Source organism: Tenacibaculum litopenaei, assembly GCF_964514025.1.
GTDB lineage: Bacteria > Bacteroidota > Bacteroidia > Flavobacteriales > Flavobacteriaceae > Polaribacter > Polaribacter litopenaei.
The window spans coordinates 210044-235409 of sequence record NZ_CAZEQT010000001.1; the positions used below are offsets into that span (position 1 = coordinate 210044).

Consider the following 25366-nt stretch of genomic DNA (forward strand, 5'->3'; position numbering starts at 1 on the left):
CTGCGATCAATTGTCGTTATTCAACGGTAACTGATTTTGCTAAGTTTCTTGGTTGATCTACATTCTTTCCTAACATCACTGCAATGTGATACGAAAGTAATTGTAAAGGAATCGTCGTAAGTAATGGAGTAAAGGCTTCCTCCGTATCAGGAATTTCAATTACGTGGTCTGCAATTTCTTTTACAGTAACGTCTCCTTCGGTTACGATGGCTACAATTTTACCACTTCTCGATTTAATTTCTTGAATATTACTAACTACTTTTTCGTAATGTCCCTTGCTGGTGGCAATAACGAAAACTGGCATGTTCTCATCGATTAAAGCAATAGGACCGTGCTTCATTTCAGCAGCTGGATATCCTTCTGCGTGAATGTATGAGATCTCTTTCAGCTTTAATGCTCCTTCTAAGGCAACAGGGAAATTAAACCCTCTACCGAGGTACAAACAGTTTTTAGCTTCCATGTACACTTCAGCAATGTCCTTTACCAAAGGATCAATTTTAAGCAATTGCTCTACTTGATTAGGGATTTGCTCTAGTGTCTGTAAATAGGTATTTACAGCGGTCTTAGAAAGCGTTCCTTTTGCCTGCGCTAATTTCAAGGCAATTAAAGTAAGTACCGTGATTTGTGTTGTAAAGGCCTTTGTAGAGGCAACTCCAATTTCTGGACCTGCGTGCGTATAAGCTCCGGCGTGAGTTTCACGAGCGATAGAAGAACCAACTACGTTACAAACACCAAATACAAAAGCACCTTTCGATTTTGCTAATTTAATAGCCGCCAAGGTATCAGCTGTTTCTCCTGATTGAGAAATGGCAATTACGATATCATTTGGTGTAATAATCGGGTTTCTATATCTGAATTCTGAAGCGTACTCAACTTCTACTGGAATACGAGCCATATCTTCAAAGAGATATTCTCCTACCAAACCAGCGTGCCACGAGGTTCCACAGGCAACGATAATAATCCTACTAGCATTTAAAAACTTAGGAAGATTGTCATCGATTCCGGCCATTTTGATAATTCCTTCATTTGCGAGCATACGTCCGCGATAGGTATCGATAATAGCTTTTGGTTGTTCGTGAATTTCCTTGAGCATAAAGTGGTCGTAACCTCCTTTTTCAATTTGTTCAAGGTTGAGTTGAAGTTCTTGAATATTGGTGTCAACTTCTTTGTCGTTCTCTATTTTGCGAACTTTAATTCCTTTCCCTTTTTTGATAATAGCCAACTCACCATCTTCAAGATAGATAGCGTTTTTGGTGAATTCAATAAAAGGAGAGGCGTCAGAAGCGACAAAAAACTCTTCGTTGTCTTTACCAACACCAATGGCGATTGGACTTCCTAAACGAGCCACTACTAATTCATTGGGTTTGGTTTTGTCAAACACGGCAATTGCATAAGCTCCAATAACGTTTTGCAACGCTAACTGAACGGCTTTACCTAGTTTGCAACCTTCGTTTTTCTTAACTTCTTCTATGAGGTTGATAAGTACTTCGGTGTCGGTATCACTTTGAAATTCATAACCTCTTGAAATCAGCTCTTTTTTAATGGTATCGTAGTTTTCGATAATACCATTATGAACGATTACTAAATCGCCAGATGCTGAGAAGTGCGGGTGTGAATTCGTATTGTTCGGTACTCCGTGAGTAGCCCAACGCGTGTGTCCGATACCTATTTTTCCTTCTTTTCTCTTCGTTTCTTTGTTCGTGATTACCTCGAGGTCAACCACTTTCCCTTTCGTTTTAGAAAGGTGCATTGTTTCGCCGTCGTACATCATGATTCCGGCACTATCGTAACCTCTGTATTCCAAACGTTTTAATCCGTTAATTACGATAGGGTAAGCGTCTCTATGACCAATGTATCCTGTTATACCACACATAACAATTCTTGTATATTAATTATTTTTTTACTGAATATGATAATCTTAATACAGCGCGTTTTTCGCTGTGGGTAGTCTCGTCTTCGTTTAATAAGGTAACTCCTCTAGGATTCCAGTTGTACGTAAGGATGCTGGTATCGAGTACTCTATTTCTGTAAGGACTATCCGTTGGGTTGTTGTAAACTTTTAAAAATAATGGGGATATATCAGTAGAGCTTCTGTCCAAAATATTCGAAACATAATCCGTTATTCTGAACGTGTATTTTTCTGGTTTGTCACTTGCTAAAATCAGCCTTCCACCATAAGTCGTTGCTTCGGTATGCGCATCGGTCATTTGAATTGGATCACCACTGCTATTCGAAGTGTATACAAACAACTGTTGTGGAATGATGTTTTTATCGGTATTGACTGTTTGATTGATGTTGAACGTCAAGGCGGCGTCGTTTACTAACAAACCGTATTCGCCGTTGGCAACATCTCTAATAGTTGCTAATTCTTTTAAGCTTAAGTACCCATCGCTGTCTGCGTCTTTACTTGCGTATTTCAACATGGTGTGATTAGGGTTGCTCGCTCTTAATTTTGCTAAGTTGATTCCTAACACTTCTACTTTGGCCTGTGTTCCAGTAGTTCCTTGAATAACAAAGTTATTGGCAGGAGGGGCAACAGATGCCGCTGCAGTACTGTAACGTACGTTACGTACACCAGATAGTGGAAATGAGTATTTTGTAGGAACTGTATCTTTGTGCGTGTAATTTGCATTGGCGTCCAAACGCTCCTTTCTGGTAATCGTGTAATAGAAATCTAACGAAGCAGATTCCGTAGTACCTAACAAACTCAATGGTACCATGGCACCGTCTGTACCTGTTACGTTGAACAACAGTCCTTTAAAGTAATTATTTAAGGCGTCAGCAGATGAGAAATTACTGCCGTTGAATTTGTCCCAGAAGAGGTCTTTCATAATGGCAGTACTCAATGGAATACTCAAGAAAGGCCCTTTTGTAGCCAATTTTTCTTCGCTTTCAAAAGTAGTACCGTTTCCGTGGTGACGCGTAACTTTGAGTATAGTGTCGTTTGGATTCGGTTGAAACATGAAGTTAGCATCTTCATTTAATACCTTGTTCGCCAAATAGGCGTGGTTTGATTGGAAGGAATTACTCTGAGATGGATTCGAAGGATCTAAGGTGTTTAAGAAGGTTTCATTTTCTAACACTTGTAAATTAACTCCTTTACTAGCATCTCCTAGCAACGAATCTAATAACCATTTCGTTTTATTATTGCTGTCTTTTCCTTTATTGGTAGCCGCATAAGGTAACTTTAAAACAACCTTGTCAAGGATAAAGGTCGAATCGATATCTCCCTTATCTGTAGATGATTTTACATCGCTCGTTTTAGGATTGCTCAAGAAACCAATTTGACTTACAAAAGAGGCATTTACCGTTTTGTAATTTTTACTGTTGTATACACCCAACCAGTACTCTGTAATATTCGCTCCGATATTGTCGGCGCGCACTACTGTTGTACTTACTGGAGAAATCTTTAACTCTAAATCTACCGATTCCGCATTGAATTGATTGTTGTTCACTACGTTTGTACCGATATTATCAAAGTCTTCTTCACAAGAAATTAGGGATGCTAAGCAAAATAAGCCAATCCCTAAACTACCAATTTTTCTAATCATGTTATTCACTAAGTTCTAAAACGTTCTCTCTATAAAATTCTAAATACGCTTCGGTTAAATTTTCTTCAGATTGGAACTCTAAAACTTGAGCGTCACTTTCTTTGATAAACGACTCCAATTCTTCAGGTAATTCCTCACTACCTTTTACGATAGCATCTGAATTTGCGATAGCGCTTTTTAGTATATTGATATGATTAGGTGATTCTAAGACAGTAGCCTTGGCATCGTCGATTTTGTCGAAACGAACTTTGTTGGCCATTTCTGAGTTTAATTCACCTTCAAATCCTTTACTATAGAGCGAAGTTACAATCTTGCTTCCATTCAACAAGGGTTCCTCTTTATAAAATTCTCTTAAATATAGCGGTAATAAAGAAGCCATCCAACCGTGAACGTGGATGATATCAGGTGCCCAGTTTAATTTTTTTACAGTTTCAACAACGCCTTTCGCGAAGAAGATCATGCGTTCGTCGTTGTCGTCGAATAATTTTTCATCTTCATCCGAATACACAGCCTTGCGTTTGAAGTATTCATCATTGTCGATGAAATAGACCTGCATACGCTCTTTTGGAATCGATGCAACTTTAATAATCAATGGCATGTCCATGTCGTTGATTATTAAATTCATACCAGATAAACGAATAACTTCGTGTAATTGGTGTCTTCGTTCATTGATTACACCAAATCTCGGCATGAAAATTCGGGTTTGTACTCCTTTTGAATGTGCTTGCTTAGCAACGTTAAACGCAGTTGACGATAATTCTGTTTCAGGTAAGTATGGTGTAACTTCCGATGAAACATACAGTATTCTCTTATCCTTCATTAATGTCGAACTCTTTATATGAGGATGCAAAAATACGAATTTTTATACTAAAATCGTGTTAAATTGCTAATTTTGCATGTTTTCCAATGAATTAGTAATGAAATTAGTTAGTAAAAAATCGGAATTGAAAGCCATTTTAGAGCCCCTCAGAGTGGCTGGTAAACAAATTGGTTTCGTACCGACCATGGGAGCATTGCACCAAGGACATTTGTCGCTGGTAACCAGAGCTCAAAAGAAGAATGATGTAGTGGTGGTAAGTGTTTTTGTAAACCCAACCCAATTTGATAATCAAGAAGATTTGGTGAAATACCCGAAAACGTTGGCTGCCGATCAAGCCATGCTGGAACAAATAGGCTGTGATGTTTTGTTTGTGCCAACCGTGGCGGAAATGTACCCAGAGCAGGTAAGTGCAGAGTCCTTTGATTTTGATGGCTTGGAGTTTGAAATGGAGGGGAAGTTCCGAACAGGACATTTCGATGGTGTTGGTACCGTGGTTAAACGCTTGTTTGAGTTAGTAGAACCACATACCGCGTATTTTGGTAAGAAAGATTTTCAACAGTATAAAATTATCAAAAAACTCGTCAAAAAATACGACTTGCCAGTGAAGGTAAAAGGGCGTCCAATCTTCAGAGAGTCTGATGGTTTGGCCATGAGTTCAAGAAATACCCGATTAACCGAAGCACACCGTGACGCAGCTCCAATGATATTTAAAATATTGAAAAAGGCTAAAAAGAAATTTGGTCAAAAGAGTATTGAAGAGTTAACGCAATGGGTTGAAAAGCAGTTTAAAAAGGAGCCGTTGTTGGACTTGGAGTACTTCACTATCGCCGATGAAAAAACGTTGAAAACGCCTAATGAGATCAGTCCGTCTGCCAAGTACCGCGCCTTCATAGCCGTGTTTGCAGGTGATATTCGACTGATAGATAACATCGGGTTAAATTAATTGATAAAAAAAACAATCCATTAATCGTTAAAAAACAACTATTTTTGCAATATGTTAGTTCAAGTAGTTAAGTCAAAAATCCACCGTGTAAAAGTTACTGGTGCCGATTTAAATTATATAGGAAGCATTACCATTGATGAAGATTTGATGGATGCTGCAGGAATTATAGAGGGTGAGCGCGTTCAAATCGTGAATAATAACAACGGAGAGCGTTTGGAAACGTATGCGATTCCAGGACCGCGAGGAAGTGGAGAAATAACCTTAAACGGTGCCGCAGCCCGAAGAGTTCAAAAAGGCGATACGTTAATTTTAATCGTATACGCTTTTATGGAGTTGGAAGAGGCCAAGAATTTTAAACCGAAATTGGTTTTTCCAAACGAAAAAGATAATACACTTACCTAGTCCGTTTTGAATATAAAGAAAATACTTAAAATACTATTACCTCTCATTTTGGGAGGTATTTTAGTTTGGTACTCCTTGTCGAAAGTATCTCCGGAAACCTTAGTTCAATATTTTAAGAATGCGAATTATTGGTGGATTTCCCTAGGATTGTTTTTTGGAATCCTCAGTCATTTGTCACGAGCCTATCGCTGGAAATATTTGCTTGAGCCCATGGGGTATACCCCTGATTTTGGGAATAGTACAATGGCCGTATTGGTGGCGTACTTGGTAAACTACGCAGTTCCGAGAGCTGGTGAGGTGTCAAGAGCAGCCGTGATGGCAAATTACGAAGACATTCCTTTCGAGAAAGGATTTGGTACTATAGTAGCTGAACGAATTGCCGATTTAATCATGATGTTACTCATTATCTGCGTGACCTTGTTTGTGCAGTTTGATTTCATATTTGAACTCTTGACGGCGAATTTTTCGCCCGTAAAAGTTGGAGGAATCATCGCGGCGGTAGTACTCGGTTTTTTTGTGTTTTCCCAATATGTAAAAAAGGCGAAGACAGGAGTCGGATTGAAAATCAAGTCCTTTATTGGAGGATTGATAGAAGGAGCTACCAGTATCTTTAAAATGAAAGACAAGTGGTCGTTCATTTTCCACACGGTATTTATTTGGTTAATGTACGTAGCCATGTTTTGGGCTACTATTCCTGCAATTGATAATTTAGAGGTTCCTTTTGGAGCTGTATTGATCGGTTTTATTGCAGGTGGATTTAGTATTGCCGCGACCAACGGTGGGATAGGATTGTATCCGGTAGCAGTTGCTGGGGCCTTTGCTTTATTTGGGATTGCCGAGGAGCCTGCGAATGCCTTTGGTTGGATTATGTGGACAGCGCAAACCGCTATGATAATCGTTTTTGGAGGCTTAGCCTTTGCTGTATTACCTGTTTATAACAAAGCAAAAGAATAGAAAATTAAGGAGCATCACTTTGCTGATGACATAGAAACGCCATTGTTCATTTTTGTGGATAATGGCGTTTTTTTATGCTTGTAATTTCACGTTGGGTACCCGGTTTTTTATGCTTCCAGAAACGGTACTATTCCTTTGGGGAATAGATCGATTTTTAAGGAAAGTGATGGCTTTTGAATGCAGCTTTTTTAAGGGGTTTAGATCTATTTCTTTTAGCTATCTTTGTGGTATTAATACCGTATTATGGCAAAAACCAAAACCGCATTTTTCTGTCAAAACTGTGGAGCACAACACACCCAATGGGTGGGGCAGTGTTCTACTTGTAAAGCGTGGAACACCGTTGTTGAAGAAGTAATTCAGAAAGAAGAAAAACGCAGTTGGAAAACTCCAGCAAACCAAGAAAAACGCGTGGTCAAACCTCTTAGAGTAGAGGATATAGAGTTCAATCCGGAAGAGCGAATTTTAACGCGTAATCAGGAATTGGATACGGTTTTAGGTGGAGGATTGGTGAAGGGAGCTGTGGTACTGCTCGGTGGAGAACCCGGTATCGGAAAATCGACCTTGCTGCTTCAAATAGCTCTGCAAATTCCTCAAAAAGTATTATACGTCTCAGGTGAAGAAAGTCAGTCACAGATAAAAATGCGCGCTGAACGACTCGATGCAAAAGATTCGAATTGCTTGATTTTGACAGAGACCAATACACAACAAATATTTAAACACATTGAAGAGGTACAGCCAGAAGTTTTGGTGATTGACTCTATTCAAACCTTACATACCCAAAGTATCGAAGCTTCGCCAGGGAGTATTTCACAGATCAGAGAAACGTCGGCTGAATTGATAAAGTTTGCCAAAGAAACAGCAACGCCAGTGCTACTCATTGGACATATCAATAAAGAAGGGCATATTGCCGGACCTAAAATTCTCGAGCATATGGTAGATGTCGTTTTACAGTTCGAAGGCGATCGCAATCATACCTATCGTATTTTGAGAGCCCAGAAAAATCGCTTTGGTTCTACGGCAGAGTTGGGGATTTACGAAATGTTGTCTGTAGGGCTGCGCGAAGTATCCAATCCTTCTGAGATCTTAATTTCTAAAAAAGATGCAGATTTAAGCGGTACAGCCATTGCATCGACTCTCGAAGGAATTCGCCCACTTATGGTGGAGATTCAGGCTCTTGTAAGCACTGCAGTTTACGGTACGCCTCAACGTACCACTACAGGATATAACTTGAAGCGCCTTCACATGATTTTGGCCGTACTGGAAAAGCGTGCTGGATTTAAGTTGGGAGCGAAAGATGTGTTTTTAAATGTAACTGGAGGAATTCAGGTAGATGATCCTGCTATAGATTTGGCAGTGGTTGCAGCAATATTATCGTCGAATCAAGATCTCGCGATTCATCCAAATGTCTGTTTTGCGGCAGAGGTCGGATTGGCAGGAGAAATACGTCCTGTATCCAAAATTGACCAGCGCATCGTAGAAGCTGAAAAACTAGGCTATAAAACCATCGTAACGTCAAAGTACAATAAGATTACCTTAAAAGATTATAAGATCAAGGTTTTACTGGTGAGTAAGATAGAGGAAGCTTTTGCAACCTTGTTTGCTTAGTTGGTTAATGCAATCAGTTTGTTGCGATATGCCGAAAGCAATTTCGATTTGGAAATAAAGCCTTGATAGCTATTGTCCTTGATAACTGGTAAATTCCACGCACCACTTTCTTTAAATTTCCGCATAACGGTTTCGGTACTGTCGTCGTGGTAAATTAGCGCCGGTGCGCGCTTTAACAGTACTTGAATGGTGAGTTTGTCGTACAGTTCTTGTTCGAACATCAAGGGGCGGATGTCGTCGAGTAGGACGATACCTAGAAAGCGATCATCATGATCGACTACAGGAAAAATGTTTCGGGCCGATTTTGCCACCGCATTTTTAAGCATTTCTCCCAAGGTCATCTCCGGATGGATGACCACGAAATTTTTTTCAATGAGTTTGTCAGTACGCATCATCATCATCACATTTTTATCTTTGTCATGGGTAATCAGTTCTCCTCTCTTAGCCAGTTCAATGGTGTAAATGGAGTTGGACACAAAATAGCGCGTAAAGGCAAAAGAAATAGCTACTACTAACATCAGAGGTACAAAAAGCTCGTAGCCCCCAGTGATTTCAGCAATGAGGAATATGGCGGTGAGGGGGGCGTGCAAAACTCCAGCCATTAATCCACTCATACCAACAAGCGTAAAGTTACTTTCTGAGACACTACCTCCTAATTGATTGATAATTTTTGCAAATACATTTCCTAGAGCACTTCCCATCACGAGCGTGGGGATAAAGATTCCTCCTACTCCACCAGCAGCAAAGGTGGTAGTCATGGCAATGGCTTTAAACAGTGTGATGATTAAGAGAAATACAATCACAGTCCATACATTGTTGAAATTGACTTCGTAAGGAATGTCATTCAACGCCTTATGGGCATTGCCTTCGAGTAAGTTATTGATAATAGCATATCCCTCTCCGTAAAGTGGAGGTACGAGGTATAGCATAAGTCCAATGGCGAGCGCCCCAATGAGTAACCGGTGAAAGGGATTGGTGAATTTTTCGAAAAACCCGGTGATTTTAAAATAGATTTTTGAAAAATAAACGGAGGCAACTCCGGTGCCTATGCCTAATAATACAAAGAAAAAGATGTCTGTGATTTTAAAATCGTCGGTTAGTTCGAAGCCCAGTAATACGTCTTGACCTAAAAAGAAATAGGAAGTAACGACAGCTGAAACGGAGGCTAGTAACAGCGGTATTAAAGAGGCAAAAGCCAGGTCTAAACTAAAAATTTCTATAGCAAAAATAATGGCGGCTACAGGGGCCTTAAACATAGATGACATGGCACCTGCGGTTGCGCAACCAATGAGTAACATTCGCGTTTTGGTGTTCATGTGGAAAAGCTGTGCAATTCCTGAACCAACGGCAGCTCCAGTGCTCACTGCGGGACCTTGAAGTCCGGCTGATCCACCAAATCCTACGGTAATAGGAGCGGTAATCAAGGACGCGTACATTTTATACCGCTCAATGATACCACTGCGTTTAGAAATGGCGTGCAAGGTGGTTGAAATTCCATGGCCGATGCTCTTCTTTATCAGCTTCTTTTTGATATAGTACACCAAAAAGAGCCCCAGAATGGGGAAAATAAAGTACAGGGAATGATGCAGGTCTTTGATAAACTTTCCTTCCAAAACATATTGAAAAAAATACGTGAGGTTTTTTAGAACCAAAGTACCTAAACCCGCTAAGAATCCTACAAGGACGCTAAGGACGTATACAAACTGTCGTTCAGAGATGTTTTTATATCTCCAAATGAGTAACTTTTTGTAGTAGTATTTAGAAGTGGGCATGAGTATGTTTCGGTTTAAAGCTTCTTAAATGATGAGTCGGACACCTCCCAACTCTTCAATTTTATAAGGAAAATGCTCTCCAGGCGATCCAATAAACATAAAGTTAATAGGAATATCCCATTTTTTAGAGAGTTTTTCGATTAATTCTGGCGAAAATACACCTTCTATTTCTAAAAACTGTATAGAAATATCTGGGTATTCCTTATCGAGCACGTGGATTTCAACAGCCAGTTCTTCGAGTAGCGGTTCTTGTGCAGCTCTTATATGGACGATTTTGATTTTCTTGGTGTGCTCGTTTTTTTGAATGTAGAGCATTACGCTATTCAATGTTGCGATATTGTCACCTTTGGTGAAAAATATAAATTCTTGGTTGTTGATGGAGTTGATGGTTTGGTTGATTTTTTTATCTGTTTTGAGAACAAATTTTCGGAAGGGGTTAAACAATGCATATACGAGTTTGAGTCCTAGTTTAAGAAGCTGGGTGCGGTTGAGCATGATAAAGACAAAAATGATGGTCGGGATAAAATACTCTAGGAAGACCAGGAAATTACTTGGAAGATTGTCTTTGGGAGGCATCAGCAAGTTTCCTGTCAAGGCAACCAGAACAGCTGAAATGGCGAGTAGTACTCCTAGCCAAGGAGCGCTTTCTGGCCGAGGTAGGGAGCTTCGTTTTTGTTTGAGTAAGATATTCCCGATACCAAATAAGGCCATAACCGATAAAAAGGACAAGGTATATACCCCCGCAAGTAAGGCGACATTTCCTCGGGTGATGAACAGCACTGAACAGGCTAGTAAAAAGAAGACGAGTATAATGCGATAAGAACTGCCCTGTTTGTTTTTTTTGAGAAAAAACTTAGGCATGATTCTATCCAAGGTCATGCGTTCTAACAGCCCCGTAACTCCAACAAAGCTCGTTAGTACGGCCCCGCTAAGTACTAAAAAAGCATCCAGCGCAATGATGGTAGATAAAGTGGACCCTCCTGCAAAATCTCCCATTTTGATGAGCAAGGTGTTTTGAAATGCAGGTTCTTGTAAGGTAGGGATGTCAAAAAGAGCCAAAGCAAAGACTGCCGCTAACGGATTGATGATACTTACGATAACCCACATGTTTCGGAGTGTCTTCGGAAATACGCCCCGTGCTTGTTCTTCTACAAAATTGGCCGAGCTTTCAAAGCCAGAAACTCCGAGCATCGAAGCTGAAAATCCAAAAAAGATTGCGTATCCAATACCTTTTGGGCTCGGTGTGTGCCAATTACAGTGAAAAGTGCTCAGTCCGTGTTGAAACAGGTAGCTTCCAACACAGAAGAAGAGTACTGCTAAGGTGATTAAGTGAAATATAAAAATGGCGATGGCAACGGTAGAAGATTCTGTGATTCCTACGATGCTTAAAAGGGCGAAAAACAAGAGTAAGCACACCGTTGAAATCAAAATAGGAATCGACGGTAACAAATGGTGTAGGTAATGGATGCCCTCATTGGCAGAAATAACTGCGGTAGCCATATATGAGAGTATGGTAAGGGTGGCAGCGAAGGATGCCATTCGCTTACTCGTGGTATTGAGAAGTGCGTTGTAAGCGCCCCCATTCAGCGGAAGCGCCCCGACGACCTCTCCGTAAATCTTTCTGAACAGAAAGAGTACTAAGGATACAATTAACAAGGTAATCCATGCGTATTGCCCAGCAAACGCAATAGACAGGGCTGAAACGTATAATACTGACGAACTGATGTCGTTTCCACAAATTGCTGTTGCAGCTAATTGATGGAGTTTTTTTGAAACTTTTGGTTTCATAAAGTTATTTTTTGAAGTCAATAAAATAAGGTTGATGTGACGAAGTACTGATGCAGCAACCTTGTGAACAAAGGCCAGGTTTTGGCCGATAACGCTGTCTTTCGGCAGTGGAATTATGTACTATAAAGGTACAAAAAAAATGGATAAGTATCTAGGGCGGAATTGGGGAGAGGGCATAAAAAAACGCTTGAAATGTTCAAGCGTTCTTCGATTTTGTTAGCAACAACCTCCACCGTCGTAATGGAAGGTTGATTCACTGATGAAAATATCATTTCTTCCCAAATCGCTGAGTGCTTTTGCTGTTTTATCGCAAATGGCAAGCGGTTGATTTTTGAGTAGGGTATGTCCTTTTTTATCGTCAAAATAGTCGTCTTCACCGAAGTATATTGCCGCTTTTCCAGTAAAAATACAAGGACCGTCTTCTGGCATAGGATCTTTAATGGCAGCCACTTCTATCGATTCTATATAGATGAGTTCATCGGTAGGGTAATGTTTAGGGTCTAGTATTCGATATGGTTTGCGGGCTCGTATCTCAATGGTTCCAAAACCTGCATCCGTAAGCATTTTTACGTATTCTTGAATAGGCAAACTACCACTGAGGCAAAGTGCGCGCAGGCGGTCATCGTTTCTCAGGGTTTCGTTCATCGGTTGTTCACAGGTAGGATCACTCATAACCAAACGACCGTGTGGCTTTAGCACGCGGTACATTTCGGCAATAGCTTTCTTTAAATCATCGGCCTTAAAAATATTGAACAGGCAATTTTGCGCGGCTACATCAATGCTATTATCGTCAACGGGAAGGTTTAGAGCATCTCCTTTTCGGAGGTCTACAAAGTCTTTTTGGAACCATGAGTTTTCTTTTTCGGCGATGTCAAAGTTCTTTTTAGAAGCTTCGAGCATTTCGTCGACTACGTCAAGACCGATAACACCTCCTTTTTGACGTGAAAAATAGGAGAATTGTAATAATTCCATCCCTCCGCCAACACCTACGTATAAAATTTTCGGGTTGTTGGTAAGGTCTCTGGCATGTACTGTGGTACCGCATCCGTAGTTCATTTCTTGCATGATTTTCGGAATACTTAGTCCAGGCAGCTCCCAAATAGGATTTGTCGTACAGCACAATCCGATATCCGGAGTAAGTGCTGCTTCTTTGTAAACATTTTTCGTAGTTTCTAAATAACTCATAAACGTTGCTCAATAAGGCGTTAATACTAACGCAGGATTATAATGATTTTATTAATTCACTAAAAAGTGTAATCATCTTTGGTTCTGCTTTTCCAGCGACTTCGATGATTTCTTGAATGTCTACGGGTTGTAGGTTTTTAGGGTCGCATTCATCTGTTAAAACAGACACTGCCGCACAAGGCAATTGCAAGTGTTTGGCAACGATAACTTCTGGTACAGTGCTCATTCCAACAGCATCTACTTCGAGAATTTGAAGCATTCTGTACTCTGCTCTCGTTTCGAGTTGTGGTCCTACTACGCTCGCGTAAACTCCTTCTTTTAAATCTATGTCGTTTGCTTTGGCAATAGCTTTCATTTTGACGTTGAGATCTTTAGAATAAGGCTCCAGCATATCCGCAAATAAATCTCCAAATTCACCAGCTCCTTTGAAGGCCAACGGTGAACTTCCCTGTAGGTTTAGATGATCGTCAATGAGCATGAGTTGCCCTTTTTTGTAGTTCAAGTTTACTGCTCCTGCTGCATTGGATATCAAAAGGGTTTGAATGCCTAACTGGTGCATGCTGCGAATTCCATAGGTTACTTCCCACAAATCATAGCCTTCATAAAGGTGAAAGCGTCCAGACATGACGAGTACCTTTTTGTTTGCGAGTGTTCCGTAAATCAATTTTCCGGAGTGAAATTCGACCGTTGCTTGTGGAAAGTGTGGAATTTCACTGTAGGGAATGGTTACTTCGATATCGATTTCATCTACGAGTTTGCCGAGGCCTGTACCGAGTACAATTCCAATTTCAGGATGTGAAATTCCTTGTTGTAGTAAATATGATTTGGTTTCTTGTAATTGCTTTTTTTTGAGATTGCTCATTAGTTTTTAGTGTAAAATTGGTTGAAAACAGTGCGGTTTTGGATGTCTTCAAAGACATCAATATCGTTGAGTGTTTCTAGCAAATGTACTGAAACGTTTTCTAAATCTTTTAGCGTGTCTTGACGAACGGTGCTCGTTCCCCATTCTTTATTGGAAAATAGAGAGCTGTACATTTTTTTAAGTCCCAGTAAATAGTAGCCTCCATCTTCGGCCGGGCCGATAACGGCATCGTGGTTGTCGAGTGCCTGAAATGCTGCTTCGATATGCGAGGGTTTTAAATCGTATAAATCACTACCGATAATTAATACCTTGTCGTAGTGCTCGTCGAAGCCTCGTTGAAAAGCAGCTTGCATACGTTCACCGAGGTCAGCACCTTCTTGGCGAAATTTTTGAAAGTTTTCAGGTTCCCAGAGGTCTGCTGTCCTGATTTTTACCGAATAGTATACCGCCTTGTCATAGGGAACCTCTAGGGCTACGTTTTTTGTGTGTTCTAAGAGAAATTTATAAATGGCCAAAGCAGCTTCGTTTCCGATAGTTTTGGCTAGTCTGGTTTTTACTTTACCGATTTCAGGGTTGCGCGTAAATATTAAAACGAGATTTTTTGACATAGTGTTGCTATACTGAATGCGTGTTTTACGAGTTTATGATTTTTTTAGTGGGTAGAGTTCCTGATGAATAAAGTTGTCAGGAAACTCATCGTCTCCTTCGAAGCCTATTTCGATGTCTCTACCGTCGTGAGGAATGTAGTTGGTTTTGAATAAGTAGTCCCAAATGCTAAGTGTAATTCCAAAGTTTACGCCACGGGCACGATCGGCAGGGAGGTGTTTTGCATGATGCCAAATATGCATTTTAGGGTTGTTGAATACGTATTTTAAAACTCCGTAATCCCAATTGATATTGGCGTGGTTGAGGTGACCAACGGTGATGTTAAAAAAATGAACTACCGCGACATCACTGGCAGAAAACCCGCCGATAATAGCCAGAGCAATGTATTTCATAGAATTGTAAAGCACAGGCTCCATCCAATGGTACCGCAGGTGTGCCGCGAATCCCATTTCTTTTACGGAATGATGCACCTTGTGGAAGTTCCACAGAAATTCATAACGGTGCAGTAAGGTATGGGTAAACCATTGTACAAAGTCCAAAACGATGAAAAATACAAGGAGTTTTAGCACAGTCGGAAAACTGTTGATGTCGAACAATTGTAAAGAAGAGATGGAAAGTCCGAAAAGCCCCAAACCGTCATTTACCAATTGCGCAGCGGTGTTGGAAAGTGCAATAAGTACAATGAGATTGAGTAAGAAAAAGTTGAAGAACATATAAAAGGTGTCAAGCCAAAAATCTCTTCTGAAGATAGCTTGGTTTTTTCTCCAAGGGAAGAGGATTTCGAGCCCCCAAACCAATAGCGATATGACAATGAGTCCGTAGAAATAGTTTTCCCATTCCAGTTCAAACAAAACCGACTGTTTCAGGTAGTTCCAATAATTGGAGTACGAGTTTTTAATGAGGTTGAGATAGTCGTTCATGATGAGGATTTATACAAAGTTAAAAATACGTTTTTTTAATGAGCTCGCCATCAGGTATAGAAAGTGCTAAGCCCTGTAAACGACGTTCCGATGCTGGGAGTATATCCATAGTGTCCCAAATTCCCGTGTTCAGTGTTTCTGCATAACTCTCTGGGAGTTTCACATCTTGCATATATTTACTGGCAGTGACATGGTCGTAGTGTAAGGCGGTAAAGGAGTACTGAAATCCACCAGCAATAGGAGTGAGAACTGCACACCATACCTTAGGCGTTCCGTCATTCGCAGGCATGCCTATAACTCCTGGATTAATCCACGTCTGATTATCATGGCTATTTGTAAAGGGAAGTCCACAGTGACCTGCGATGATAACATCGGTTGACAAGGCTTTAAAATTGGGTGATTTTTCTTGCCAAGGAGTGGAGTTAAAAATGAATTGAGAACGTTTTTTATAGCTTCCGTGTACCATACCGAAGTGATGATCCTGATAGCTAAAAACGAGGTGGTCAGGAAGTGTTTGTAGCCAATTGAGCGCTTTCCTATCGAGTTGTTTTTTAGCAAAGGGATACCAGGTGTTTGAAAGGAGATCGCAACGTGATCCCTCGACAAAATCGCATCCGCAATCGTCTTGATTGGTGATGAGTTGTACTTCCACATTACCTAGAATGGCCTTGGCTCCCCAAGCTTTGAAAGTTTCGATGGTTTCCAGTGGCTGTGCGCAATATCCGATGATATCACCAGTACACAAACAGTTTTCAGGCGGAATGCCTTGTTCTTGGGCAAATTGTATGGTGGCTTCAAGAGCCTGTAGATTGCTGTAGACACCCCCGAAGAGCAGTATTTTTCCTTTGAGTTGTCCTAAGTTCTGTATTTTTTTATCCATATTGGAATGAGGTATAAAAGGAAACAAATAAGGCTTCCCCAAATATTAGTCCATAAAAGAGCGGCGTACTTACCACTTGTCAATAATAAAGATGCTGGCACGCTGTTAGTCGTGAGTAATATCCCAAAAAGCAAACCTGCACCGACCGAAAGAAAGAAACTTATTTTGGGGGCAGGGAGTTTCCAGAGTAAGAATATTGGCGCCAAGCCAATAACCATGGTTCCGCTAATGGTCGTTGCTGACAAGATGGACGCGTCTAAAAACACCGGAATAGATCCTAAGAGTGCCATAAGGAGCATGGTGATGCGCCCAGCGGTGACAGTATTGCCAATTTTTAAGTCAATGACAAACAGTTTAGCGGTAGAAGCAAAGGTAGAGTCTAAGGTCGATGCTGCTGAGCTTATCATAATGAAGTTCATAAGCAATAAAGAGACCGTTCCGAATGATTTGGCAACCAAAACGGCGGCTTGTCCGCTCCATTGCTGCTGTTGTGCGTATATTCCTATAAAGCTAAAAAGTACGATGGCAAGACCTCCGAGAACACTGGCAAAGAGAAAACTCTTGAGGGTTGTTTTAGGAGGGGCAATAAATGCCCTATCGGTAAGCACGGGGTCGTGGAAAGGATAGCTGAACGATTGTACTAGTGCTGTCAGTAATAAGTTACCTCCTAGCGCCATGGTCCATTCACTGGAATTTACCACGGTTTGCGTGCTAAAATGATCTGTTTTAAACAGTGAGTACAATATACAAATGAGTAGTATACTGAACAATAACATCTGTATAGCATCGGTAAAAACACTACTGCTAAGTCCGCCTTTTGCTGCGTAACTCAAGGTCAAGAGCGTAAAGGTGATGATAGCCGTGTAATACGAGCTGCTACCTACCTCGCCAAAGTACGAGCCGATAACCATGGTGTTTGACCATACTTCGTTGAATAAGCGAATGAGGATTAAAACGGTAAAAACGAGAACGGCCTTGCGACCGTATCTCGTTTGTAAAAATTCGTGAATACTCTTAAAAGCACCTGTAATTCGCATTTGGTATAATATCCAGCCTGCTACGGCAAAAGACAAGTAGTACCCTGCATAGGCTAGGCCACCCAAGAGCCCAAAGGCGAGCCCTAAGTTGGCCGCGTTGGTAATGCTTTTTGCAAAAATCCAAGAGATGACCAGGCTCCCTGTTAACAGGAGCGTGGTCGTTGGCTTTTTTTGATGTTGGGCTTTGAAAAAGGCCGCTTTAGTTTTGGCAAATGGCGAGTATATCAAAAACAGTATACTGGAGCCAATAAGTAAAATCCATTGCCAAGTTTGAACGGTAGTATCCATACTATGTGTATTAATTATCCCACCAAACCTTGTGGTTAATGCTGTTGTTGTTCGTGTTTTGCGCTGCTGTATTGTAATGTTGTGCATTGAGCGTAGCCTCTTCTGCAGGATAGGGTAAACGCACCGGGATGAGGTTGTTGTTTAAACTCGCTGCAACGGCTTGGAGCGCAGGGAATCCGGTTCTTCGGTATTCTATCCAACCTTCGTAACCATTGATGGTATTGGCAATCCACTTCTGGGTAATAATTTGTGCTAAGCCGTTTGCTGCATCAAAGCGCGCCGCACCCGTAAGGTAGTTTGCGGGAAGTGCAGTATTCCAATACGCAAATGCTTGCTGTACACCCGTATCGTAATAGGTTTTTGCATTCCCTGTGATAAGCCCGCGTTGAGCGGCTTCAGCTAGTAAAAAATTCGTTTCCCAGTTGGTCATATAGTTCGCTTTTAGGTTACCGGCCTCTTCTCTAAATACACGTCCGGCGAGTGAATAATCAGCGAGAGAAATGGTCGTTTGTGAAGCGTCAATTCCATTTTGAAGCCCGTTGTAATCGTTGCCTGTTGCGTTTCCGAAAGGACGATACATGACAGCCATGCGAGGATCGTTCAATTGCGTGAGTACGGTTTGCGCAGTTTTGGCCATGACAAAATTATTAAAATCTCCTGCACGCAATCGGGCCATTCTAAAATTGTTGGGTTCACTGCTGCTAAACTGAAAGATGGCATCTTCGGCTGCAGATTTTATATAGTTGCCCTCGGTAACGATTTGTTGTAATTCGTTTCCAACTGCACGTTTGCTCGAAATGCGTACCAAGGCTTTTATCTGTAAAGAGTTTGCAAATAAAATCCATTTGTTTAAATCACCGTTGTACAGTACATCTCCTTCTAGTGGGAGGGTTCCTGTATAATTTTTGATGGCTTCAATCCCCTTTTTTAGATTGTCTAGTATTCCTTGAGCTCCTGTATAAATAGTTTCCTGAGAATCGTATTTAGGAGTGCTTGATTGTTGATCTCCTTTAAAGGCTTCGCTATAAGGAACGTCTCCGTACAAATCGGTCAAGGCCATCGTCATATAGGCTTTGAAAATCAGCGCTGGACCTTTGTATACTTCAAAGGTAGCTTCGTTAGAGGCTTGCTGAAGTACAATTTCATTGTCTCGGAGATTTTTATAGAAAATAGGCCAAGGATTACCTCCTAGCTGAGGTGATTTTAATGCGTGACGGTCAAACAGGTTAAAGTCTAGCGCTGTCAATTGTTGGCTCAGAAGGTTTCCTGCAACAAAGCCTTCATACGACATGGCTTCTCCGTAATTGTAAATTACATTTCTGAAAAGTAGGTTAGGGGCTACTTTTACAGGGAAGTTGGGGTTGGTGTTTAGCTGCTCAAAATCTGCTGTGCAGGCAAAGATACTGCTGATGACTAAGGCGATATATAGTATTTTTTTCATGCGATTCTCTTATAATTGGAGTCCTAGTTTAAATCCAAAACTACGTGTAGAAGCATAGGACATATCTTCTACTCCGCTTATCAGTCCCTGCCCTTGAACAGCGAGCTGCTCAGGATCAAAATGTGGGATCTTACTGATGGCAAAAAGGTTGCGACCGATGAGTGATAGGTTGACTTTGGTTCCTTTTTTAAAGATTCCGAACTGCTTGTTTTTTAACGTAAAACTATATCCGAGTGCTACTTGACGAAGTTTCAGGAAGGAAGCGTCGTAGACATTGTTTTCTTCGTGATTTCTGTCGTAGTACTGACGGTAGTAGCTCTCTGCACTCACAGGGGTTGTATTTGGGGTGTATATAGGGTTCTGCGGGGTTCCGGTATTGACAACACCCTGTGCAATGATTCCGCTGCTTGGTCGATTGCTAGTTTCTGCTAACTGTCCAGCAACACCTGCCAATGATAGGGTTCTCGATACCAATTCTCCTCCTTGTCTCCAATCAAATAAAAAGTTTAAACTCCAGTTTTTATAGCGAAAGCTATTTCCTATGCCCAAGGTAAAATCCGGGTTGTAGTTCCCTAATTTTTTCAAGGTCGGATCGGCAATATACCTACCGTCAGGGGTTAGCACGAATTCTCCATTTTCATTTTTTAAATAACCGGTACCATAGAAATCACCGATACGGCCTCCTTCCTCTACTTGAAACCAAACCGTTTGATCTGGGTTGTTGTAGACTCTTGAATACGCCAAAGTTACACGGCCGTCCTTTTGTGGAAGTTCAGTAATGGTGGCAGTATTGGTACTGAAATTTAAGCTGCTGTTCCAGCTGAAATCTGCAGTTGCTATTGGAGTTATGTTCGCGATGACCTCCCAACCTTTAGAAACTACTTTTCCACCGTTTACTACCTGTTGTGAATATCCAGAAGATATAGGGATCGGGAGCGATAGAATTTGGTCTTGGGTGGTCGCGTTGTAATAGGTAATGTCGAATTGCAGGCGATCCTTAAAAAAACGAAGATCTGCTCCGAGCTCGTAAGAGGTCGTTTTTTCTGGACGTAGGTTTTCGTTTGGAATAAAATTTTGGCTAGTAAACGTCGGTAATGCGTTGACATGCGTACTCGGTACAAAGCTTCTCGAAGTCTGATACGGATTGGTGTCGTTACCAACTTGTGCGATACTTGCTCTCAGTTTAGCAAAGGAAATTGCCTTAGGTAAGGAGAGTAGGTTGCTTACAATGACACTTCCCGATACAGAAGGGTAAAAGAAAGAAGTGTTGTCGGCAGAGAATGGTGTTGCCAGGGCACTTGACCAGTCATTTCTTCCTGTGATATCTAAAAAATAAGTGTCTTTATAGCCAAATTTAGCCAGTCCATACAAGCTATTAATACGTTTTTCTGATCTGAAATCGAAGGTCTCTACAGGAGAGGCTGCATTGTTAAAACTAAATATTCCCGGTTGGGCAAGCTGGGTGGTTTGTTGTTGTTTGGAACTCGCTTTTTTATCCAGTCTATTGCCACCAAACGATACATCGAGGCTAAAATCGCCAAAAGTATTCTTGTAGTTCACTAAGAAATCGGTATTGATTTCACGGTAGTTTACATCGTGCTCTGCATAGGCACCATTGCGAAACCTGTTGGTACTGAAGTTTCTTAAAAAACGTCTTTTTTCAGTAGAGTAGTCCATTCCTGTTCGAAGGCTTAGACTTAGATGGTCGGTGATATTGTGGTTTACGGCAATATTTCCGTACAGACGATCGCGACCAAAGCTGTTGCGGTTTTCTTGGAGTATGAAATAAGGATTGTCAAAAAAGGTATAATTAAATGAATACTGTTGACGTCCTTCCAAGCCGGGTTGCCAGTAGTTTTTGAGGTTGTTGATGTTAAGAGAACGCGGTCCCCATGCTACTAATGAATAGTTGACGTTTTCAGAGCCATACCCGTTTGAAGGGCGGTTGTCACTCGACGTGTTAATATAGGTAATATGTGTATTAATCGAGGTTTTGTCACTCGGTTTAAAGTTGAGGTGGGTGGCGAGTGTCGTGCGTTCTAAATTGACACCAGGAATGATCGATTCACTGTCTAAATCGGTTAAAGAAAAACGGACAGCACCTTTGTCAAAGGCACTGCCTATAGCGATGTTGTTAATCGTGGTAATTCCGGTACGGTAAAAATCTTTTAGATTATTGGGGTTGGATACAAAAGGAGTGGGGGTAATGGCTACTCCTGAATACAAGGCGGTGTCTCCTCCGCGAACAACTTGGCCATTGGCCAAATATACTGGGCTGTCAAATTGAGGAATGAGTGTGCCTTGATCTAGGCGCGGTCCCCAACTGTAGGTAATATTGTCGTTGGTTCCTCCACCAAGACCGTCTTTAAAAGCGAATGCTCCAGAATTTCCCTGTCCATAGAGGTTTTGAAATTGAGGAAGTTGAAAAGCTTCTTCAATAAAAAGGCTGGAATTAACGGAGAGACTAAAGTCTTTCTTAGCTTTTTTGGTGTTGATAATGATAACTCCATTAGAGGCACGTGTACCGTATAAAGCACCGGCACTAGCTCCTTTTAATACGGTTACCGAGGCAATATCATCAGGGTTGACAGCCATGGCTCCATTTCCGAAGTCTACTTCTTGGAATCCGGCGGCTGCTTCACTGGTAAAATTGAATACGGTATTGTTGTTAATTGGAGTTCCGTCAACGATAAACAAAGGATTGTTATTACTAAATGATTGTTCTCCTCGAATTGTAATTTTGGAAGACGAACCCACTCCAGTAGCACTTCCGGATGTTATGGTAACTCCGGCTAGTTTACCGGCGAGGTTGTCCAAAAAGTTGACACTTTTTACACTAGCGATCTCTTTAGGGGTTAATTTTTGTACTGCATATCCGAGTTCTTTCGAAGCGCGTTTTTTGTTGAGAGCGGTAATCACGACTTCGTCGAGTGCGGTGTTCGACTCTTTTAAGAGGACATCGATGGTCGTTTGCTCGGCAATAGTAATTTTTTGGGTTTCATAACCCAACAAAGAAAATTGCACAACGGCTGGAATTTTAGGGAGCACTAGCTCAAATTGACCCAATTCATCTGAATAGACTCCGATGGTACTGTTTTGAACGGTGATATTCACAAACGGAATGGTCGTTTGGTCTTCAGCAGAACGGATGGTTCCACGAATAGTACGTTGCGCATGCAGTGTGTTTAGCACCAACAAAAGCAACCCTAGCATGTAGTGTTTCATGTGTAAAATTAATTAAAAATATAAGTAACCTAAGCTCGTAAAAGCCCAGGTAGTATTGCGTTATGGTATTTAGGAACTATTAAGAAAGGGAATATGGAGAACCCTTGTTGTAGTGCGACTCTGTGCGCTTTACAGGAATTTGATAGGAGCTAGTTGATCTTTTTATTCGCTTGCTGAGTACCAATCTGACGAGCAGTGTATGCAAGTGGGTATCACAGACAGAAAAGTGAATAAAATGTTCAATGTCTTTTAAGGAATCGAGGTCTACCAGGTACTCTAATTGAGCAACTCGGGTAGTTCGCGCTTCAAAATAGTGGTTCAATGCGCGAAACAAACTCGCTTTTTGCCAAGGGAGTGCACGTAAGGAAGCAGGGTCAAAATGTTGACGAGAGATTCCAATTAAATAGGCGCCACCATCTGTGGAAGGACCCAAGACTGCAGTGTTGTTTTCGAGTGCCTCACCAGCTGCTTTTAAATGTTGGGTATTGAGTTTAGGGCTGTCGTTTCCGATAGCAATCACGTGTTCGTACCCTTGCTTAAAGGCGTCTTCCAAGGCGTAAATAAAACGCTCTTCAAAAGAGTTTCCTCGCTGTTTTGAGCTGGTCAAGACTGCAAAGTTGGTCTTTTCGGCGATGCGTTGGGTTTTTTCGGTAAGGTAATCGAAGAGGGCGGTACCTGCCGGAATTCTTTTCTGCAGGGCATCTTCTTGTGAATTCCTGGCAAAAATAAGAACGGCTACTGATTGTTGTGCTGGTACCATATTACTTAACTACTTCGTTGGGTCGGTATGAAGAAGTCGCAATAAAACGGGAAGCATTACAAAAAAACCGCTAAGTTTTTTACTTAGCGGTTTAGTATCTTGAAACGAAATAAGTTATCCTTATTTTTTGTTTGCCTCTTTGATGTATTTCTCTAGAGCCATGGTCATAGAAGGTGTTTCTGGTGTCGGTGCAGCGATATCTACACGTAATCCTCGGTCTTCTACGGCTTTGATAGTTGAATTTCCGAATACGGCAATTCTGGTGTTGTTTTGCTTAAAGTTGGGGAAGTTTTTAAACAAACTATCAATTCCTGAAGGACTAAAGAACACTAAAATGTCATAAAATACATTTTCTAAGTCTGATAAGTCACTCACCACAGTTCTGTATAAATCGGCACGTTTCCAGTCTACTCCTAATTTGTTGAGTTCGTCTGGGATTAATGCTTTTAACTTATCAGAAGATGGTAATAAGAATTTCTCGTCTTTGTGCTTTTTGATAAGCTTTGTTAATTCTGGGAAGGTTCTGTTACCCACATAAATCTTACGCTTTCTATAAACAACATATTTCTGTAAATAATAGGCCACAGCTTCCGATTGACAGAAGTACTTCATGTCGTCTGGGACAGTAAAACGCATTTCTTCAGCGATTCTGAAAAAATGATCCACGGCATTTCTACTGGTTAAGATGATTGCTGTGTAGTTGCTTAAGTCTACCTTTTGAGTGCGTACCTCTTTTACAGGGATACCCTCAACGTGGATAAAAGAACGAAAATCAATTTTTACTTTCTGTTTATCCGCCAGGTCAAAATAAGGAGAAGTTTCTGCTTTTGGAGCTGGTTGAGACACTAAAATAGTTTTCACTTTCATAAAATTTCTCTTTACGTAGTTGTTGTTTTATAAAGTATTAATAGCGGTGCTATTTCAAGTGTGCAAAAGTACAAAATAAAATAAAACAACTTGCTTATTAGAATATTTTTATTGTTAAATAAAACCAAAAATCCTCTGAAAATAAGTAGTATACTCGTTAAGACAAGCAAAAGAGTGGTGTTTTTAATGCCGTACTCGTATAGGATGAGTAAAGGGAGCAACCAGAGCGCAAAGGTAAACAAGTACCCGTATTTTACATAGGCAAAATAGTTGATGAGCTCTCGAATGCCCAATACATTACTGAGAAAAATATCTAATAAATACCGAAGAAACAAATAGCCAAAAACACCGCTAAACAGTCCTAAAAATAACAAAAAACCAAAGTCATTGGGTGCGTAAATTTGCAGGAGTTCATAGCCTAGTAACGAGAGTACTAGAGCGGTAAATCCGAAAAGGACAAAGTTAAAAGGCGTGAAAATACTCAAGGGTTCTTCTGCCTTTTTTTGAAAAAAACCAGGAGTGAAGAAGGCAACGGTATACCCGAATAGTTGCGTTGGTTTCATGAGTTTGAGTAACGCCAGCAATACTATAGCAAAGAGAATGAGGAGGGTGAACCAGCTATTTCCTTGATTGATAAGTTCTTGTGCTTGCACGGATTCCTTGTTTTATTCGACTTTTAATTAACACAAAATTAGTAATAAATTAGTGTATCTTTGCGCTAATTTAGATGAAAATATATGATTTCAGACGCAGTAGTTATTATTCCTACCTATAACGAAAAAGAGAATATTGAGGCTATAATCCGAGCTACTTTTAACCAGGAGAAAGAATTCGATATACTCGTGGTAGATGATAATTCACCTGATGGAACTGCTACAATAGTTACCCGCTTACAACAAGAATTTTCCAATAAATTACATTTAGAAATACGTCAAGAAAAGAACGGTTTAGGTACTGCTTATATCCACGGCTTCAAGTGGGCCTTGGAAAAGGGCTATGAGTACATTATTGAGATGGATGCGGATTTTTCGCACAATCCTAACGACCTTATTCGCTTGTATGAAGAATGCGCAGTTCGCGGAGGCGATGTGGCTGTGGGATCGCGTTATTCCGTAGGAGTAAATGTTGTGAACTGGCCTATGAACAGAGTGCTACTGTCGTATTTTGCCTCAAAATACGTTCGTTTTATGACGGGAATTCCAATTTGTGATACCACTGCAGGTTTTGTTTGTTGGAAGCGAGAGGTGTTGGAAACCATTAAATTGGACAAAGTGAAATTTGTGGGGTATGCATTTCAAATTGAAATGAAATACAAAGCGTGGAAACACAACTTTTCTGTACGAGAAGTATCTGTGATTTTTACAGATAGAACCAAAGGAGAGTCCAAAATGAGCGGAGGAATCGTTTATGAGGCCCTTTTTGGTGTGATAAAAATGAGAATTAACGGTTTACCTAAATAA

General features: G+C 40.8%; 21 protein-coding genes. 5 read left to right on the plus strand and 16 right to left on the minus strand.

Translation table 11 applies throughout. The features are described from left to right. Nucleotides 1-16: 16 nt before the first annotated feature. Genes glmS through ACKTS5_RS00865 form a run of 3 tightly spaced genes read right to left on the minus strand, consistent with a single transcriptional unit; the run spans nt 17 to nt 4371 of the window. Nucleotides 17-1873, minus strand: a complete 1857-nt coding sequence (glmS, locus tag ACKTS5_RS00855; protein ID WP_408041932.1) for a glutamine--fructose-6-phosphate transaminase (isomerizing) — start codon at nt 1871-1873, stop codon at nt 17-19. Between the two features lie 19 nt (nt 1874-1892). After that, entirely contained in the window at nt 1893-3551 is a 1659-nt protein-coding gene (locus ACKTS5_RS00860; RefSeq protein ID WP_408041933.1) for a DUF4270 family protein, read from the minus strand. Nucleotide 3552: 1 nt separating this feature from the next. Then, nucleotides 3553-4371, minus strand: a complete 819-nt coding sequence (locus tag ACKTS5_RS00865; RefSeq protein ID WP_408041934.1) for a glycogen/starch synthase — start codon at nt 4369-4371, stop codon at nt 3553-3555. A gap of 97 nt (nt 4372-4468) precedes the next feature. On the opposite strand from ACKTS5_RS00865, the gene panC reads away from it, so the two are divergent. The 4 genes from panC (at nt 4469) to radA (ending at nt 8275) form a co-directional block, all read left to right on the plus strand. Next, entirely contained in the window at nt 4469-5314 is an 846-nt protein-coding gene (panC, locus tag ACKTS5_RS00870; protein WP_408041935.1) for a pantoate--beta-alanine ligase, read from the plus strand. A 51-nt stretch (nt 5315-5365) separates the two neighbouring features. Continuing rightward, nucleotides 5366-5716 carry an aspartate 1-decarboxylase gene (gene panD / locus ACKTS5_RS00875; protein WP_408041936.1) on the plus strand — a complete coding sequence of 117 codons (351 nt, stop codon included), beginning with the start codon at nt 5366-5368 and terminating at the stop codon, nt 5714-5716. Between the two features lie 6 nt (nt 5717-5722). After that, nucleotides 5723-6670 (plus strand): lysylphosphatidylglycerol synthase transmembrane domain-containing protein, encoded by a 948-nt coding sequence (locus ACKTS5_RS00880; RefSeq protein ID WP_408041937.1) that lies wholly within the window; start codon nt 5723-5725, stop codon nt 6668-6670. A gap of 243 nt (nt 6671-6913) precedes the next feature. Beyond that, a complete protein-coding gene (gene radA / locus ACKTS5_RS00885) occupies nt 6914-8275 on the plus strand; it encodes a DNA repair protein RadA (protein ID WP_408041938.1) in 1362 nt (453 codons plus the stop codon). On the opposite strand, the gene ACKTS5_RS00890 is transcribed toward radA, so the two are convergent. From ACKTS5_RS00890 to ACKTS5_RS00950, 13 genes are all read right to left on the minus strand, one after another. Next, nucleotides 8272-10047, minus strand: coding sequence for a chloride channel protein (locus ACKTS5_RS00890; protein WP_408041939.1), 1776 nt, complete (start codon nt 10045-10047; stop codon nt 8272-8274). The genes radA and ACKTS5_RS00890 overlap by 4 nt on opposite strands. Before the next feature lie 24 nt (nt 10048-10071). Then, a complete protein-coding gene (locus ACKTS5_RS00895) occupies nt 10072-11835 on the minus strand; it encodes an APC family permease (RefSeq protein WP_408041940.1) in 1764 nt (587 codons plus the stop codon). A gap of 216 nt (nt 11836-12051) precedes the next feature. Further along, on the minus strand, nt 12052-13020 hold the full coding sequence (arsM, locus tag ACKTS5_RS00900) for an arsenosugar biosynthesis arsenite methyltransferase ArsM (protein ID WP_408041941.1): 969 nt from the start codon (nt 13018-13020) through the stop codon (nt 12052-12054). 37 nt (nt 13021-13057) lie between these two features. Further along, nucleotides 13058-13882: a purine-nucleoside phosphorylase gene (locus ACKTS5_RS00905; RefSeq protein WP_408041942.1), complete on the minus strand. Its 825-nt coding sequence runs from the start codon at nt 13880-13882 to the stop codon at nt 13058-13060. After that, nucleotides 13882-14490 (minus strand): TIGR04282 family arsenosugar biosynthesis glycosyltransferase, encoded by a 609-nt coding sequence (locus tag ACKTS5_RS00910; protein ID WP_408041943.1) that lies wholly within the window; start codon nt 14488-14490, stop codon nt 13882-13884. Before ACKTS5_RS00910 ends, ACKTS5_RS00905 begins: the two co-directional genes overlap by 1 nt. A 33-nt stretch (nt 14491-14523) precedes the next feature. Beyond that, nucleotides 14524-15408 carry a sterol desaturase family protein gene (locus ACKTS5_RS00915; protein ID WP_408041944.1) on the minus strand — a complete coding sequence of 295 codons (885 nt, stop codon included), beginning with the start codon at nt 15406-15408 and terminating at the stop codon, nt 14524-14526. A gap of 19 nt (nt 15409-15427) precedes the next feature. After that, on the minus strand, nt 15428-16288 hold the full coding sequence (locus ACKTS5_RS00920) for a metallophosphoesterase family protein (RefSeq protein WP_408041945.1): 861 nt from the start codon (nt 16286-16288) through the stop codon (nt 15428-15430). Beyond that, nucleotides 16264-17613, minus strand: a complete 1350-nt coding sequence (locus ACKTS5_RS00925) for a sodium:solute symporter family transporter (RefSeq protein ID WP_408041946.1) — start codon at nt 17611-17613, stop codon at nt 16264-16266. Before ACKTS5_RS00925 ends, ACKTS5_RS00920 begins: the two co-directional genes overlap by 25 nt. A gap of 10 nt (nt 17614-17623) precedes the next feature. Then, complete coding sequence (locus tag ACKTS5_RS00930) at nt 17624-19054, minus strand: SusD/RagB family nutrient-binding outer membrane lipoprotein (protein ID WP_408041947.1); 1431 nt, start codon at nt 19052-19054, stop codon at nt 17624-17626. Nucleotides 19055-19063: 9 nt separating this feature from the next. Then, nucleotides 19064-22279 carry a SusC/RagA family TonB-linked outer membrane protein gene (locus ACKTS5_RS00935; protein WP_408041948.1) on the minus strand — a complete coding sequence of 1072 codons (3216 nt, stop codon included), beginning with the start codon at nt 22277-22279 and terminating at the stop codon, nt 19064-19066. A 79-nt stretch (nt 22280-22358) separates the two neighbouring features. Continuing rightward, the gene (locus ACKTS5_RS00940) at nt 22359-23039 is read right to left on the minus strand and encodes a TIGR04282 family arsenosugar biosynthesis glycosyltransferase (protein ID WP_408041949.1); all 681 of its coding nucleotides are present in this window, start codon (nt 23037-23039) and stop codon (nt 22359-22361) included. Nucleotides 23040-23159: 120 nt separating this feature from the next. Continuing rightward, nucleotides 23160-23906 (minus strand): uroporphyrinogen-III synthase, encoded by a 747-nt coding sequence (locus ACKTS5_RS00945; RefSeq protein WP_408041950.1) that lies wholly within the window; start codon nt 23904-23906, stop codon nt 23160-23162. 11 nt (nt 23907-23917) lie between these two features. Then, nucleotides 23918-24559, minus strand: coding sequence for a DUF4271 domain-containing protein (locus ACKTS5_RS00950; RefSeq protein WP_408041951.1), 642 nt, complete (start codon nt 24557-24559; stop codon nt 23918-23920). A gap of 87 nt (nt 24560-24646) precedes the next feature. Between ACKTS5_RS00950 and ACKTS5_RS00955 the strand changes: the two genes are divergently transcribed. After that, entirely contained in the window at nt 24647-25366 is a 720-nt protein-coding gene (locus tag ACKTS5_RS00955) for a polyprenol monophosphomannose synthase (RefSeq protein WP_408042289.1), read from the plus strand.

What these genes read in the sequence shown, in the direction of transcription:
- ACKTS5_RS00915 (WP_408041944.1), bottom strand. Translation starts at nt 15,408, where the DNA reads ATGAACGACTATCTCAACCTCATTAAAAACTCGTACTCCAATTATTGG.
- ACKTS5_RS00905 (WP_408041942.1), bottom strand. Translation starts at nt 13,882, where the DNA reads ATGAGCAATCTCAAAAAAAAGCAATTACAAGAAACCAAATCATATTTA.
- glmS (WP_408041932.1), bottom strand. Translation starts at nt 1,873, where the DNA reads ATGTGTGGTATAACAGGATACATTGGTCATAGAGACGCTTACCCTATC.
- ACKTS5_RS00920 (WP_408041945.1), bottom strand. Translation starts at nt 16,288, where the DNA reads ATGGATAAAAAAATACAGAACTTAGGACAACTCAAAGGAAAAATACTG.
- ACKTS5_RS00910 (WP_408041943.1), bottom strand. Translation starts at nt 14,490, where the DNA reads ATGTCAAAAAATCTCGTTTTAATATTTACGCGCAACCCTGAAATCGGT.
- ACKTS5_RS00925 (WP_408041946.1), bottom strand. Translation starts at nt 17,613, where the DNA reads ATGGATACTACCGTTCAAACTTGGCAATGGATTTTACTTATTGGCTCC.
- ACKTS5_RS00865 (WP_408041934.1), bottom strand. Translation starts at nt 4,371, where the DNA reads ATGAAGGATAAGAGAATACTGTATGTTTCATCGGAAGTTACACCATAC.
- ACKTS5_RS00860 (WP_408041933.1), bottom strand. Translation starts at nt 3,551, where the DNA reads ATGATTAGAAAAATTGGTAGTTTAGGGATTGGCTTATTTTGCTTAGCA.
- radA (WP_408041938.1), top strand. Translation starts at nt 6,914, where the DNA reads ATGGCAAAAACCAAAACCGCATTTTTCTGTCAAAACTGTGGAGCACAA.
- ACKTS5_RS00890 (WP_408041939.1), bottom strand. Translation starts at nt 10,047, where the DNA reads ATGCCCACTTCTAAATACTACTACAAAAAGTTACTCATTTGGAGATAT.
- ACKTS5_RS00895 (WP_408041940.1), bottom strand. Translation starts at nt 11,835, where the DNA reads ATGAAACCAAAAGTTTCAAAAAAACTCCATCAATTAGCTGCAACAGCA.
- ACKTS5_RS00945 (WP_408041950.1), bottom strand. Translation starts at nt 23,906, where the DNA reads ATGAAAGTGAAAACTATTTTAGTGTCTCAACCAGCTCCAAAAGCAGAA.
- ACKTS5_RS00940 (WP_408041949.1), bottom strand. Translation starts at nt 23,039, where the DNA reads ATGGTACCAGCACAACAATCAGTAGCCGTTCTTATTTTTGCCAGGAAT.
- ACKTS5_RS00930 (WP_408041947.1), bottom strand. Translation starts at nt 19,054, where the DNA reads ATGAAAAAAATACTATATATCGCCTTAGTCATCAGCAGTATCTTTGCC.
- panD (WP_408041936.1), top strand. Translation starts at nt 5,366, where the DNA reads ATGTTAGTTCAAGTAGTTAAGTCAAAAATCCACCGTGTAAAAGTTACT.
- arsM (WP_408041941.1), bottom strand. Translation starts at nt 13,020, where the DNA reads ATGAGTTATTTAGAAACTACGAAAAATGTTTACAAAGAAGCAGCACTT.
- panC (WP_408041935.1), top strand. Translation starts at nt 4,469, where the DNA reads ATGAAATTAGTTAGTAAAAAATCGGAATTGAAAGCCATTTTAGAGCCC.
- ACKTS5_RS00935 (WP_408041948.1), bottom strand. Translation starts at nt 22,279, where the DNA reads ATGAAACACTACATGCTAGGGTTGCTTTTGTTGGTGCTAAACACACTG.